This window comes from Sarcina sp. DSM 11001, assembly GCF_900101015.1.
Lineage (GTDB): Bacteria > Bacillota > Clostridia > Lachnospirales > Lachnospiraceae > CAG-791.
Map to the genome: position 1 here is coordinate 68,937 of NZ_FNFZ01000012.1, position 14,352 is coordinate 83,288.

Consider the following 14,352-nt stretch of genomic DNA (forward strand, 5'->3'; position numbering starts at 1 on the left):
AGATAACAATCAATATATGGAAAGGCAGAATCACTATGCTGAGTTTACCCTTCAGAAAGTATCCCATCGGCCTGCAGGATTTTTCAGGGCTGCGCCGGGACGGTTACATTTATATTGATAAGACTTCTTACATATTCCTTCTCGCCCACACCGGCAAGCAGTATTTCCTGAGCCGTCCAAGACGGTTTGGGAAAAGCCTTTTTTTATCCACTCTGCGCGCCTATTGGGAAGGTAAAAAAGATTTGTTTGAGGGCCTTTCTGTCGAGCGCCTGGAAAACAGCAATCCGGAAGCCTGGGAGGCATATCCTGTTTTTTACATTGATTTTAACAGGGACGACTTTGAAAAGCCTCGCGATTTGACTTTAAAATATTCAAACAAAAACGATAGTATTAAAGGACCAGGAACCACGAAAAACCAGGGAACACCTTCCTGTTCCCCGGAGGGCATTCTGGAAGCTGCCACGAAAAATCAGGAAACACCTATCTGTTCCCTGGAGGGTATTCTGGAAGCTCATCTGGAGGAATGGGAGGAAGAATACGGATGCCGTAAAAAAGAAGCATCCCTGGCCGTCCGCTTTCAGAATCTTTTAAAAACAGCTGCTGAAACGCAGGGAAAACGCTGCGTCGTCCTTGTCGATGAATACGACAAGCCCCTTCTGGAGGCGCTCGGGGACAAGGAGCGTGAAGATCACTACAAAGCAGTGTACAAAGGCTTTTTCAGTGCTCTCAAAAGTTATGAAAAATACCTGCAGTTTGTCTTTATAACGGGCGTTACAAAATTCAGCAAAATCAGTATTTTCAGTGATTTGAACCAGCTCGAAGATATCTCCTTTGATGAAGATTACGCAGGCATCTGTGGGATTACACAGGAGGAAATGCTGGGGACCTTTGCCTCTGAGATACACAAAATGGCAGAGGGGCTGGAAATGACAGATGATGAATGCCTGAAAAAACTGAAAGAGACCTATGATGGATACCGTTTTTCATCCGGTCCGACCAGTGTTTACAACCCTCACAGCCTCTTGAATGCCTTTAAAAAGAGAAAGCTCGGTTTTTACTGGTTTGAAACCGGCACGCCGACCTTCCTTGTCAGAAAGCTCAGAGAGTTGAACTTCGATGTGCGTAAGCTTTCGGATCTTTCTCTCCAGACGACTGAACGGGTGCTTTCCGATTACAGGGAGGATAATCCTGACCCGATCCCGCTCCTGTACCAGACTGGATATTTATCGATCCGGGATCATGACCGCGCCGCAAATATTTATACCCTGGGCTTCCCGAACAGCGAAGTGGAATATGGCTTTTTGGAGAGCCTGATGCCTGAGTATGTTGCGGATTCAGGAGCCGGTTCCGGCAAAGATATTCTTTCCATCAAAAGATATCTGGAAACAGGAGACCTGGGCCGCCTGCGGGATGCTCTCACTGCGCTTTTTGCAGGCATACCCTACACAAAACAGGAAGATCCGTTTGAGAATTATTTTCAGTCTGTCATTTACATTGTATTCACGCTGCTTGGCCAGTATGTCCAATGTGAAGTGCACAGTTTTCAGGGGCGGGCAGACTGCATTGTTGAGACAAAAAAGTATGTTTATCTGTTCGAATTTAAACGCGATGCTACTGCAAAAGAAGCTCTGAAACAGATTGAGGACAAAGGCTATGCGCTTGTTTATCAGGCGGACACCAGAACACTGTATCGTGTCGGAGCCGGATTTGATTCAAAGAACCGTATGCTCACTGATTGGGAAGTGTATTAACGATATCAAGTGAGCTGACGATATCAAGTGAGTTAACGATATCAAGTGAGCTGACGATATCAATTGAGTTAACGACTTCAAGTGAATTAACGGTATCAGGTGAATTAATGTTATCAGGGAGAAGAATGAGTAAAAAAGCCACAATCATTATTCCTGTCTACAACGGGGAACAGTTCCTTGCGCGGTCAGTCCGCGATATCTTCCGCCAGACTTACGAGGATATTGAACTGATTACTATTGATGACGGTTCGGCAGACGGCTCTTTGAAGCTTCTGAATAAGCTTGCCGCGTCTGCCCCGGCACACAACATTTCCATGCGCGTTTTCACTCAGCCCAACGCGGGCATCTGCGCCACGCGAAACCGCGGCCTTGATCTTGCGACCGGGGACTATATCCTGTTTATGGACCAGGATGACCGCATGAAAAAGGACTGTGTGGAATCCCTGGTCACGACACTGGAGCAGGAAAAAGCGGACATGGTGATCGGCGGCCACCTGCTGGTCGATGAAAAGAACGGACGTATCCTGGAAAAATGGCAGTATGACACAGGCACACCCTGGCACAAGTACCGCAATTCAGCCCCTTGGGGAAGAGTATACAGAAGAGAGATCATTGAGCAGAACAAACTCCGCTTCATGCAGACCCGGATCAGCGAGGATTTCTATTTCAACGTAGTCTATATGAGCTGCTGTACAAAAGTCCACGTCACGCCTTATATCGGCTACGGATGGACCTACCGGGCCTCCTCGGAATCCCACCATAATATGAGCCGGTACGCTTTGGACAGAAACCCCCTTCCCATGCTCTCTCAGACCCTGCAGGACATGAAGCGCCCGAATTCTCTTGAGCCTGACCTGCTGGAATACATGTTTATCAAGCACATTGTCTGGTATCTCCTCTTTACTGCAAAGGGGACACCGCGAAGCATTCTCCGCGACATGCACGATTCCTGCTTCGCATGGCTGGAAGAAAATTTTCCTGATTATGAAAAAAATCCTCAGCTGATTCGCATGGGACCCCATGGAGAGACCCTGAAGGTCCGCGGCATCGTCCGGACGGCCGTCACACTTCACAGCGCGGGACTTTTTCTTCCCTTCCTGAAGGCATATTCAAAACTATAGGGGAACCCTGTAAACCCCGATAAACCCCTATAAAACCTGTAAAGACCTATAACCTGAAAAATGAACCTCCCGAACACAATCACAGGAAGTTCATTTTTTTTCCACAGAATGCCTGATTTTCTGTCCTAAGATACAACATGAAAACTATTGTCATATGATATGATATTAAAATCATTGTCCTGTGAAACAGCCCTGCGTGCGATATTGTCCTGCGCCACTGGCTTGTGATACAGTCCTGCGGTATTGTCTGCGATATTGTCCTGCAATACTGTCCTGCGATATCATATGACATCATCAGAGCATTCAAAAGCCAGCTAATGTGACTGCATTGCTGAAAGCTCTCAGAACAGAGTCTATCTTGCAGGTCTGCAGCTGTGAATATGAAAGAGTAAAAATGGGAAAAAAAGATCCAGAGCATAAAGCCTTGATTCCCCTGGTCATTCCGGCCTACGAGCCGGATGAGAGAATGACGAAGCTTTTTGAGGAATTCAAAGAAAAGGGGATCCACGATGTGATCCTGATCGATGACGGAAGCGGAGAAGCTTACCGGGAGGTTTTTCAAAAGGCGGAGGAGATCCTGAAGGAGATTGGAGGCGAACTCCTTACTCATGAAAAGAATAAAGGAAAAGGGGGGGCAATCAGGACGGCCTTTGCTCACGTACTTGAGAAGTATCCGGAGGCTATCGGTGTGGTCACGGCAGATTGTGACGGACAGCACCACGTGGAGGACATCCTGGCGATCATGCGCAGGCTGTCGGAAAAGCCGGACTGCCTGATCGCGGGCGTCCGCAGGTTTGACGGTGAAGACGTACCGTGGAAAAGCGCCTTTGGCAATAAGCTGACCGCGAAAGTCGTAAGTTATATCTCGGGGATCAGGATCAGCGATACCCAGTGCGGCCTGCGAGGCATTCCGCGGAGCTTCATGAAAGAGCTTCTGAATGTCCCCGGGGACGGTTTTGAATACGATACCAGAATGCTTCTGGAATCAGCCGGGAAATACCCGATCGAGGAGGTCGGGATCCAGACAATCTATGACTCAAAGGAGAACCACCAGACTCATTTCAGGCCGGTGAGAGATTCCATACGGATCTACAGAATCCTGGGAGCAAGATTTATCACCTTTATTTTTGCCTCCCTCTCTTCCAGCGTCGTAGACATTGGGCTGTTTGCCCTGTTCTGTCGGCTTTTCCGGAGAGGAATCCTGCAAATGCCGGCCATTCTGAGCCGCGTGCCCTATGTCGCCGCCGCGACAGTCCTGGCCAGGATCCTGTCCTGTACATACAACTTTACCGTCAATTACAAGGTTGTTTTCCAGAGCAGCGAGCATGTCGGCCGCAGCGCCGCAAGATACCTCGCACTGGCTGCTTTCCAGATGAGCCTCAGCGCCCTCCTCGTGACGGGAGGAGTCCTGCTCCTGCCTGCCCTGCCGGAAGTGCTCATAAAAGTAGTTGTCGACACCTGCCTGTTCCTGATCAGTTATTATATACAAAGAAAATATGTGTTCTGATATTATGTACAATGTGTTCTCAAATTAAAAGATTGTACTATGCACCTTGCTTTTGACTTGTAGCAGAATGCGGAAAAGAAAAGCGATTTCTCACAGGCAGTAGTTACCTTTCTCCCCTACAGCGGCTATATCGCTTTGCGACATACCGTCTCCGCATGCCCAGAGTCTCTCACTTGGAAGTCTGGCTCTAATTACAAGAAAAATCCGACCGGAGCCGGATTTTTCCTGATATGTAAGTCAACAGTCCTTGTTCTTTAAGTAAGTCAGTGCACTTTTGGGGTAGTCAGCGCATTTTTAATGAGAATTGCCAGAGCTGCCCAGAAAATGAGGGATTCTGGATTCATATTGAAGAAGAGCTCGTTGTCAAACATGGCGGTGATGGCTCCGGCCACGACTATCAGCAGGGAAAAGAGAAATTCCAGAGACAGGGATCTGCTCCGCAGGATCTGTTTGAATACAGCATGTGCGCACCGGACAATAAAGATAATCAGCAGGGCGAGGCCCAGAAAACCGGTAGCAACGAAAACGCGCAGGTAACCACTGTGCGTGTGGTAGACATACCCTGTTTTGTAGAGGTCCGGCTGGTGTCTCCTGATGATCCGGCAGATATAGAGCTCAGGATGGATCTTCTGGATGACAAACCCTGCGTTTTCAGGAGAAAACCCGATCAGGCCGATCTCTCCGGCCATGCTCAGATAATTTGACCAGATATCCCTTCTGCCGTTGGAAAGTTCACCGCCTTTATACCTGCGGTCGAGGAGACCTTCCTCCTGGGTGTTTTCTGTGTCTTCTGCTTTTTCTCCAGCCGCTTCCTTTTCCTTGTCTTCCTCTTTTTCAGCAAAAATAAACGCAGCAGTTTCACCTTCTTTTAAAGCAATATTTACAGCAGTTTTTCCAGAAGATTTATCTGTAGAAGGTTTTTTTATTTTTCTGCTGGTATTTGATGTGTGATCAAAGTCCGATGTAAAAGCAGAGTCCGATGCAAAAGCAGATTCCAATGCAAAAGCAGATTCCGATGCAAAAGCAGAGTCCGATTTAAAAGCGACAGCCGGAGCGAGGGACTCTGCAACCAGCGAATGCATTCCTGATAAACCGGTCTTAATACCGGAAGCAGGAGAGCCGGAAACCAGACCTTTGATTGCCAGATCATTGGTTGCCAGATCATTGATTAACTGATCCCTGCCCGGCAAATCGTTGTCTGGCTGGTCATATATTGACTTCCCGGTTGTTATTTCTGCCGTGTCATCACCTCCGGTTCCGGAGAACAGGGGCGGGATATGGGCGGCGATCAGTCTGGTCCCCATATATAAGACCAGGAAGATGATCACCGAAGCTGCGGCCGCCTGTAGTGAGAAGGGAAGGCTGCGCCGCAAAGCGAGTTCCCGGTTTTTCCATAAAAAGAGGAGAGTGCCGGTAAAAAGCACAAGGCCAAAGGCAAGAGCGGCGTTTCGGGAGCCGCTGATGACAATGTAGGGGAAAAAGGGCAGGCTGAACAGGACGATAAAAATCCTGACGAAGCGGCTGCGCAGCCTGATGAAATAATAGGCTCCGATAATGAGGAGCATCAGGCCGGTGACTGATCCGTATTCCGGATACCCGAATACACCGAAGAGCCGGTGCCGGGCAAAGCCGACCCCGCCCAGCCAGGGAGTAGTGGCATAGTTGGGACCGTCTTCCCCGATCTGAAGGACAAACTGGGCCAGAGACAGCCAGCTCGCGACGCTCCAGATGACCAGAAGAATCATATAGGTGACTGTGACAAAAACCAGGAGCCTGCGCCTCTTCACCCGGAACAGGGCGCCGTAAAACAGGCAGGACAGGGTCAGCATCCACTCGATCGTGACCAGATTGTTCCTGTAGCCGTACTCCAGCTGAACGAGGGAAGAGACTGCCGCGATCAGACATATGCCGTACAGGCAGAAAACACCCGGCACCTGGCGCAGCCGGCGGGCCAGAATCAGATTGGCGACCGTCAGAAAGACACCGATATACCGAAGGTATCTGATCATCTGCCGCAGAGGGGTTTTAGAAACTAAGTTGATAAAGGGCACGATCACATACAGGGAGTACCAGATTATACAGAAGCCCGTAAAAATTAGGATCGCATATTCAAGAAAAAGAAGAAGCCTTCTGTCTGCTGAGGCGGCCTGCACCGGATCAGCGGAAACAGAGGATTTTTTATAGCGTTTTACCATGATAACTCCTGAACGGAATACTCCTGACTATCACAGGTCAACCAGGGTCGGATTCTGACTTGTTTTCTAAAAGACAGGTACGACAGGTACCTGACCCGGACAAAGCGGAACATTGACCGGGAACGATTGAAAACAGGAATGTACCTCATTTTATGCCAATAATCGTAGCTTTGTCAAACCGCTGCCTGCGTTGACAAATACCGGGATTCGTAGTTTAATGTTCATATCTGTGCAGACGTAAATAGCGCTGGCTATGGCAGTTTTTTATATTACGGCAGTTAAAAATATGATATTTTCATATATTTTTGAATATGGCATAGAATACTGTTTTCCTATAGAATAGTGAGCGAGATGAGAATACAGCCGATAGGATAGATGACCCTGTCGGCGATTTTGCTATGTCTGCATATTTGTTTTCTATCTATACGGTATTTAATATACGGCAGGCCCGCGGAATGTCGCAGCAGGGATTATTGCGGCGGGTATACCTGCAGGTATGCACCGCGGTATTGTTCCACTTTATGGACAGGGTTAGTAAATTATGAATGATTTAAATGAAAAAAAGAACACACAGGCAGACCCCGGCAGTCTGGACAGTTTGAGGGAAGAGTTCGGGGCAGACAACAAACATTTCCAGCGCTGGCAGGTGATCAGCCTCCTGCTCATGGTCTACGACGCGGTGGCTGTCAATATCGCCTATCTGGCCGCCCTGTGGCTGCGCCACGACTGCCAGTTCAGCGCCATCGAGGCACGTTTTCTGAACCCCTGGAAGGGATTTGCGCCATTCTATACTGTGGCCGCCCTCCTGGTCTTCTGGTTCCTGCGTCTGTACAAGAGTGTCTGGAGATTCGCCAGCTACACAGAGCTGGTCAGGATCTGTATGGCTTCAGTCATCACGTTCGTCATCCATACTGTGGGAATCACGATGATGTACCGCCGCATGCCGATGACCTACTACTTCTTCGGCGCGATCCTGCAGTTCATCCTGATCATAGGAGTGCGGTTCTCCTACCGGTTCGTACTGTTGATGACCAACAGGGACAAAAATACCAGCGAGACAGCCAGGCACCGGATCATGCTGATCGGAGCCGGTTACGCGGGGCATATGATCCTGAGGGACATCAAGGAATCGCAGGAGATCGGGGAGAAGGTCGTCTGCATCGTCGACGACAGCCCCAATAAGTGGGGACGTTTTATTGACGGAATCCCGATCGTCGGAGGCCGCGACTCTATCATGGAAGCGGTCGAGAGATACAGTGTGGACAAGATCTATATCGCGATCCCCAGCGCCACCGCAGCCCAGCGCCGCGACATCCTGGCCATCTGCCAGGAGACCGGGTGTGAACTCAAAAACCTTCCCGGCATGTACCAGTTGATCCTGGGACAGGTCAAAGTCTCCGCCATGAAGGACGTCTCGGTCGAGGATCTTCTGGGACGTGAGCCTGTGAAGGCGGACATGAAAGAGGTCTTTTCCTTTATAAATGGAAAACGAGTTCTCGTCACCGGTGGCGGCGGATCCATCGGTAGTGAGCTCTGCCGCCAGATCGCAGCCCACGACCCCGCTCAGCTCATCATTTTTGATGTCTACGAAAACAACGCTTATGAGATCCAGCTTGAACTGCGCGAGAAGTATCCGAATCTCGATCTGGAGGTCCTGATCGGGTCTGTCCGCGACAGCAGGCGGATGTTTGAACTCTTTGAGCACTACCACCCGCAGATCGTCTACCACGCCGCCGCCCATAAGCATGTCCCGCTGATGGAGGACAGCCCCTGTGAGGCGATCAAAAACAACGCCATCGGCACTTACAAGACCGCCTATGCGGCCATGGTCCACGGCTGCGAGCGCTTTGTCCTGATCTCCACCGACAAGGCCGTCAATCCCACTAACATCATGGGTGCCAGCAAGCGCCTGTGCGAGATGATCATCCAGAGCTTTGACCACAAGATCAAGGAGGGAAAAGCCTCCGAGATCCCCCAGCTCTTCACCCATTACGGCAAGGAAGATGCTGATAAGGACGGCACAGGAAGGGTCTTCAAAGATATAAAGACGGAATTTGTCGCCGTCCGTTTCGGCAACGTGCTGGGCAGCAACGGCTCTGTCATCCCGATCTTCAAAAAGCAGATCGAAAAGGGCGGTCCTGTCACCGTGACCCACCCTGATATCATCCGCTATTTCATGACCATTCCCGAGGCGGTCAGCCTCGTGATGCTCGCGGGTACCTATGCCCATGGCGGTGAGATTTTCGTCCTCGACATGGGAAGCCCGGTCAAGATCGACACCCTGGCCAGAAACCTGATCAGGCTTTCGGGCTTCAAGCCTGACATCGATATCAAGGTCGAGTACACCGGCCTGCGCCCCGGCGAGAAGCTCTATGAAGAGAAGCTCATGTCCGAGGAAGGCCTGAAAAAGACGGACAGCGACCTGATCCACATCGGCTGCCCCATCCCCTTTGAGACAGATGATTTCCTGAAACATCTCGGCACCCTGATGAATATCGCCTACGCCAACAAAGAGGACATCATCCGTTCCAAGGTGGAAGAGATGGTATCCACCTATCATCCTGAAAAAGCGGACAGCGGAGCTGTCAAGGATTCCACTTACGAGAAGCTGGTCGAGCAGGATGACAACTGATGACCTCAGGACATTAAGAGTTCCTGAAACATCAGCATTAATTCCTCTCCGGCGGACACAAATACTGGACACAAATATTAATCTGATCCCTTCCGGCGGACAAAAAGAGCTGCTATGCTATGGTGCCTCTCCGGCGGACACAAAACATTAATCTGATCCCTTCCGGCGGACAAAAAGCAACACGGTAATAATTATTCCGGCGGACAAAAAGAAAACAGAAGCATAATCAGACAAATTACTAATAATCAGTCAGGAGAAAACACATGAGAATTCTGTTTGTAGTTGCCCACCCGGACGATGAAGTACTGGGAGCAGGCGCAACGATTCATAAGCTCGCACAGGAAGGACATGAGATTGCTGTGTGCACGATGGTCAACCACGCAGCAGCAAGGGTCAACCTGTCGGCCACCCTCCAGGATGACCAGGCAAAGGCCTTCGAGATCATCGGCGTTCAGAAAAGCTATGCGGGCGACTTCCCCAATATCCAGATGAACACCATTCCCCACCTGCAGCTGGTCCAATTCATAGAGGCCGCCATCGGGGACTGGGGGGCAGAAGTCCTTTACACCCACCATCCGACAGACACCAACAATGATCACGGCATGACCTCCTATGCCTGCCAGGCGGCAGCCCGGCTCTTCCAGAGAAAAGAGCATCTGCCCGCCCTGAAACAGTTTTCCTATATGGAGGTCCTCACCTCTACAGAATGGTCCTTTGATTCCTCCTCCAACCGCTTCACACCCAATATGTTTGTCGAGGTTGGGAAAGAAGGCATCGACATCAAACTGAAAGCCCTGGAGGCTTACACAGGCGTGATGCACCCCTATCCCCATCCCAGGTCGGCAGAAGCCCTGACCGGGCTGGCCGCTTACCGGGGCGCTCAGGCCGGCTGCTGTTACGCAGAGGCTTTCGAGACCGTTTTCTGCCGGATCTAATCGGTGACTCTGATCAATGGGTTTAATTGATGATTTGATCAATGAATTTGATCGATGCATCCCATTTATGCAATCTGATCGATGGATCTTCGGCGTATCAGCCGTATCCATTTTGTGCCCAAATACCTACTTTGTGCCCAATTGACCCCGCAGCCCATGGAGGTAAGGAACATGAAAAAAAGAGTCAGAAAACCGGGTATAGGCTACCAGGCCATGAAGCGCACATTCGATATTGCGGCCTCCGCAGCAGGGCTTGTCCTCACAAGCCCCATTTTTGCTGCCTCCGTCATCGGGATAGAACTCTCCGATCCGGGCCCGGTGTTTTATTTTGCCAACCGCGCGGGCAAGGACAACAAGACATTCAAAATGTTCAAGTTCCGCTCCATGCGCGTCGACAAAAACGCTGATGAAAAAAGCCTGCGCCCCGACCAGGACAGAATCTTCCCCTTTGGCCGGATCATGAGATCCACCAAGATCGACGAGCTCCCGCAGTTGCTCAATGTCTTTCTGGGGACAATGGCAGTCGTGGGTCCCAGGCCTGCCGCTGTTGACCAGATCCCTGTCACCAGGGGAGGAAAGAACGCGATCGTGGCCGCGATCAAGCCTGGTCTGACGACCCCCGCCGCCCTCTACGACTACCTCTACGGAGACATGATCGAGGACGAAGACGAATACATGGAAAAGGTCGCTCCCACCCGCCTGGCCCTGGACAGATACTATCTGGAGAAACAGAGTGTCAGCTATGACATGAAGATCATCTGGTACACAGTCCTGTGCATCATGGGCACGATCCTCAAAAAGCCCCCTGTCTTCATTCTGGAAGAAATGATCGATGCAGTCGACGGCGACCGGAGAGCTCTCGAGGAAGTGAGAGAAATGCTGGTCAAAGAGGGCAGAAAAGAAATGAAAAAAGCCGGCAGAAAAGTGCCGGAAACAGTCTGAATGCGTCATCGGAAAAGTATCCAAAAAGGAATAAGCAAAGATGAAAATACTCGTTACCGGCGCGAAGGGTATGATCGGGTCGCATCTGGTGACCGCGCTTCTCGCGGAAGGATATGAAGTGGTCGGTGTCGACCGCGCGGGGGAAGACTCCCGCAGCAAAATGCTCAGCTTTTTCAAGGCGGACCTTGCCGACCGGGAGGGCCTGTGCAGGATCATGGACGAGAACGGTGTTGACCGCGTCATCCACCTCGCTGCCCTGGCTCATACAGACGGGGAACCCGACCTGTCCTGGGAGAGATACTACCACATCAACGTCGAGTGCGCGAAGAACGTATTCGAAGCGGCAGGAGACAGGCCGGTGCTCTTTATCAGCACGATCGATGTCTACGGCTTCTTTGATGGCAAAAAGCCCGTGACCGGCAAGACCAGGATCCACCCCGTCTCCAACTACGCAAAGAGCAAAGCCCTCGCCGAAAAAGAGTGCAGGAAGCTCAGCCATTATTCCATCTACAGGCTAAGCCCCGTTTATACGGATGAAGTCAAACGGGATATCCAGAAGCGGTACTATCTGAAATACCCCGGGATCGCCTATCAGATTGGCAAAGGATCGGAGTACGAGGTCCTCAACGTCCGCAAGGCCGTCGCCGAGATGGTGGACTGGTGCGGGCAGGAGCCCCGCAACAACGTCCGTATCATAAAGGACGACCGTCCCATGTGGACTCCGGACTATATAAAAAGCGAAAAAGAGGCCGGAAGGGCACGTATCGTGCTCCACATCCCCCGCTGGATGGTCAAATGCGGTTATGTCGTCCTCAGACGGGCCCTTGGCCGAAACGAGAAGACTTACCTCCTCAACAAGGCCGTCTATCCCCTTAAAAGCGAGTGATGACCGCGGTAACTGCACGGTGATAACATAAAAACAATAAGACATACGACAAAATAACATATAAGCGCCCTTCCTCTTCAGGAAAGACAGGAGACACAATGAGCCAGGAAAAGATTTTGACCATATCTGTCGCCGCATACAATGTTGAGAGCTATATTGCGGAAAACCTCGACTCGATCCTTATTACAGACGTCAGGGACGAGATCGAAGTCCTCGTCGTGGACGACGGAGGGAATGACGGCACTCTCGAGATCGCCAGAAAATATGAAGAGCAGTATCCCGGTATCATCCGTGCCGTCCACAAGGAAAACGGCGGATACGGCTCTGTCCAGAATTACAGCATGCAGAACGCGTCCGGGAGATTTTTTAAGATCCTGGACGGGGATGACTGGGTCGACAGGGAAGGCCTGACAAAGCTCGTGGAATACCTCAGGGACACGAAGGCGGATGCGGTCGTCACGGATTACCTCAAGGGTCCGGACAAAGATTCCCTGACCAGAGTCAGGGAATGGCGCAATTACAAAGAAGGCGCCCTGATGAAGCCCGACTCGGTCCACAGCAGGCCCGCAGGCATGTGGTCGCTGACCTACAGGACCAGCGTCCTGAGGAAGTCCGGCCTCGTCCTGCCCGAGCACACCCTCTACACAGACCGGATCTACGCGACCATCCCCTTCAGCTATGTCCGCGGCGTTGCCTATCTCGGCGATCCCGTCTACTGCTACAGGACCGGAAGGGACGGACAGAGCGTCAGCCGGGAATCCCGCATCAAACACATCGACGAATACCTGACGGTGACAGAGACCATGTGCCGGCACTACGCTCAGGCTCCTGACAGGAACAAAAACTATGTCCGCAGGAAGTGCTCCGATGCCTACAAGGTCACGATCAGGATCCTGCTCATGCTGCCCGCATCTGTCGAAAACCTGGACAAGATCGTACAGTACGAGAAAAAAATCAAAGAGATTTCAAAAGAAATCCACAAACGCAGTGCCTCTCCCAAGACAAGAATGGGCTGTGTCCTCACCTTCCTGAGATCAACAGGATACAAAGGATACTGGATCCTGGCGAACCTCCCGAAAAAGATGGTCGACCTTTGATATTGTTATAGCGTGAGACGGAGTAAAAAATGAATCGTGGTGAAACAAACAGCCTGCCCCTCCTGAACCAGATGGCAGGACCTGCTCTATTTTTATATTTCGTCTCCATTCTGCTGACGTACATTATGACGGCAGGTTTCCGCCAGGGCCTTTTTTACATGACGACAGCCCTGTGCGTTGGCATTTTTATCGTCTGGAAGGCCCGGAATGAGACACCCGTCGTGAACATGGACATCGTACTTTTTGCCTGCCTCTGCATGGTGACAGGACTCCTGAACTTTGTCCTGATCGGGAATATAACGCTCAAAAAGCTGCTCGAATGTGCCTTCCTCAACACAGCCACGGCGGCCATGCTGATCGAGATGAAATTTAACCGCAAGTGGCTCCTGTATTCCGTCTATATCTACTGCGTCCACTTCGCCATCAAGTTTGTCACGACAGGACTGGATGTGAGGGTGCTGCCCCGCTACAGCAACAACTTTATTTCGCTGATCATCATCATGCCGACAGTGATCTACTATGCGGTGAGCGAAGCCTACGGGGACAAGATCTCCTACATCCCCGCCTTTTGCGTATGGGTCATCTGCCTCCTCGCCAAGGGCAGGAGCGGGATCGGAGCAGCGACGATCCTTTTTGCCCTGATTTTTGTCTATGTGGAGACCAGGAGGGAAAGAAGCGGCTACAAACGCCCCGCAGTCCTGATCCTCAAAGCCCTTTACAGACTCCTGATCCTGCTGTTCCTTGCGGCTGCGGTCTACCTGGTTTTCAGCAGGTTTTCCGCCGTGATCACCAAGAAATTTACTAAGAGCGGCACGGACAACACGGAGCGTGCCATAATCTGGAAAGACTATTTCACTAATATGATCGGCCAGATCCGGTATGTTCTGTTCGGAACCTCCAAGGAAGGCCTGATCCTGGAAAACCTCTACGAAGGAAACGCGCACAATTCTTTTATCAACATACACATGTACAACGGCCTTCTGGTCATTATTGTCGTGCTGTATCTGATCAGAGCGGTCATTTTTGCTCTCAGAAAAAAAAGATGGGTGTTCCTGATCTGCATGGCAGCCTACTGCTTCAGGGGCAGCTTTGACAACGTATTCTGGTGCACAAAGGGAACGACCATGCTGATGTACTTCATGTTCTTCCCCGTCCTGTTTACAGCGGCACAGCCAAAAAAACTACCGGTATCGCGGTCAGCGCCGCCGTCGAAACCGCGGCAGCTGCCAAGTCCGGCACCGCTCTCGACAGCAGCCCGGAACCACTGACGGCAACATGTCCGGCGC

General features: G+C 51.0%; 10 protein-coding genes. 9 read left to right on the top strand and 1 reads right to left on the bottom strand.

Annotated elements, in window-relative coordinates:
• Positions 1–35: 35 nt before the first annotated feature.
• The 3 genes from BLT02_RS08055 (at position 36) to BLT02_RS08065 (ending at position 4,379) form a co-directional block, all read left to right on the top strand.
• Positions 36–1,751 carry an ATP-binding protein gene (locus BLT02_RS08055; RefSeq protein ID WP_092993503.1) on the top strand — a complete coding sequence of 572 codons (1,716 nt, stop codon included), beginning with the start codon at positions 36–38 and terminating at the stop codon, positions 1,749–1,751.
• 125 nt (positions 1,752–1,876) lie between these two features.
• Entirely contained in the window at positions 1,877–2,872 is a 996-nt protein-coding gene (locus BLT02_RS08060) for a glycosyltransferase family 2 protein (RefSeq protein ID WP_175453745.1), read from the top strand.
• Positions 2,873–3,266: 394 nt separating this feature from the next.
• The gene (locus BLT02_RS08065; RefSeq protein WP_139187481.1) at positions 3,267–4,379 is read left to right on the top strand and encodes a glycosyltransferase; all 1,113 of its coding nucleotides are present in this window, start codon (positions 3,267–3,269) and stop codon (positions 4,377–4,379) included.
• A 263-nt stretch (positions 4,380–4,642) separates the two neighbouring features.
• Here BLT02_RS08065 and BLT02_RS08070 read toward each other — a convergent pair whose 3' ends face one another.
• Positions 4,643–6,574, bottom strand: a complete 1,932-nt coding sequence (locus BLT02_RS08070; protein ID WP_092993512.1) for an O-antigen ligase family protein — start codon at positions 6,572–6,574, stop codon at positions 4,643–4,645.
• A 664-nt stretch (positions 6,575–7,238) separates the two neighbouring features.
• Between BLT02_RS08070 and BLT02_RS08075 the strand changes: the two genes are divergently transcribed.
• The 6 genes from BLT02_RS08075 (at position 7,239) to BLT02_RS08100 (ending at position 14,334) form a co-directional block, all read left to right on the top strand.
• Positions 7,239–9,206 (top strand): polysaccharide biosynthesis protein, encoded by a 1,968-nt coding sequence (locus tag BLT02_RS08075; protein ID WP_092993644.1) that lies wholly within the window; start codon positions 7,239–7,241, stop codon positions 9,204–9,206.
• A gap of 263 nt (positions 9,207–9,469) precedes the next feature.
• Positions 9,470–10,141, top strand: a complete 672-nt coding sequence (locus BLT02_RS08080; RefSeq protein ID WP_092993515.1) for a PIG-L deacetylase family protein — start codon at positions 9,470–9,472, stop codon at positions 10,139–10,141.
• Positions 10,142–10,312: 171 nt separating this feature from the next.
• Positions 10,313–11,083 carry a sugar transferase gene (locus BLT02_RS08085; RefSeq protein ID WP_092993518.1) on the top strand — a complete coding sequence of 257 codons (771 nt, stop codon included), beginning with the start codon at positions 10,313–10,315 and terminating at the stop codon, positions 11,081–11,083.
• Positions 11,084–11,123: 40 nt separating this feature from the next.
• On the top strand, positions 11,124–11,969 hold the full coding sequence (locus BLT02_RS08090) for an NAD-dependent epimerase/dehydratase family protein (protein ID WP_092993521.1): 846 nt from the start codon (positions 11,124–11,126) through the stop codon (positions 11,967–11,969).
• 98 nt (positions 11,970–12,067) lie between these two features.
• Positions 12,068–13,066, top strand: coding sequence for a glycosyltransferase family 2 protein (locus tag BLT02_RS08095; RefSeq protein ID WP_092993524.1), 999 nt, complete (start codon positions 12,068–12,070; stop codon positions 13,064–13,066).
• Between the two features lie 29 nt (positions 13,067–13,095).
• Positions 13,096–14,334, top strand: a complete 1,239-nt coding sequence (locus tag BLT02_RS08100) for a hypothetical protein (protein WP_092993529.1) — start codon at positions 13,096–13,098, stop codon at positions 14,332–14,334.
• Positions 14,335–14,352: the final 18 nt, after the last annotated feature.

Excerpts from the sequence above, each read along its gene's own strand:
- BLT02_RS08055 (WP_092993503.1), top strand. The coding sequence starts at position 36 with ATGCTGAGTTTACCCTTCAGAAAGTATCCCATCGGCCTGCAGGATTTT.
- BLT02_RS08060 (WP_175453745.1), top strand. The coding sequence starts at position 1,877 with ATGAGTAAAAAAGCCACAATCATTATTCCTGTCTACAACGGGGAACAG.
- BLT02_RS08065 (WP_139187481.1), top strand. The coding sequence starts at position 3,267 with ATGGGAAAAAAAGATCCAGAGCATAAAGCCTTGATTCCCCTGGTCATT.
- BLT02_RS08070 (WP_092993512.1), bottom strand. The coding sequence starts at position 6,574 with ATGGTAAAACGCTATAAAAAATCCTCTGTTTCCGCTGATCCGGTGCAG.
- BLT02_RS08075 (WP_092993644.1), top strand. The coding sequence starts at position 7,239 with ATGGTCTACGACGCGGTGGCTGTCAATATCGCCTATCTGGCCGCCCTG.
- BLT02_RS08080 (WP_092993515.1), top strand. The coding sequence starts at position 9,470 with ATGAGAATTCTGTTTGTAGTTGCCCACCCGGACGATGAAGTACTGGGA.
- BLT02_RS08085 (WP_092993518.1), top strand. The coding sequence starts at position 10,313 with ATGAAAAAAAGAGTCAGAAAACCGGGTATAGGCTACCAGGCCATGAAG.
- BLT02_RS08090 (WP_092993521.1), top strand. The coding sequence starts at position 11,124 with ATGAAAATACTCGTTACCGGCGCGAAGGGTATGATCGGGTCGCATCTG.
- BLT02_RS08095 (WP_092993524.1), top strand. The coding sequence starts at position 12,068 with ATGAGCCAGGAAAAGATTTTGACCATATCTGTCGCCGCATACAATGTT.
- BLT02_RS08100 (WP_092993529.1), top strand. The coding sequence starts at position 13,096 with ATGAATCGTGGTGAAACAAACAGCCTGCCCCTCCTGAACCAGATGGCA.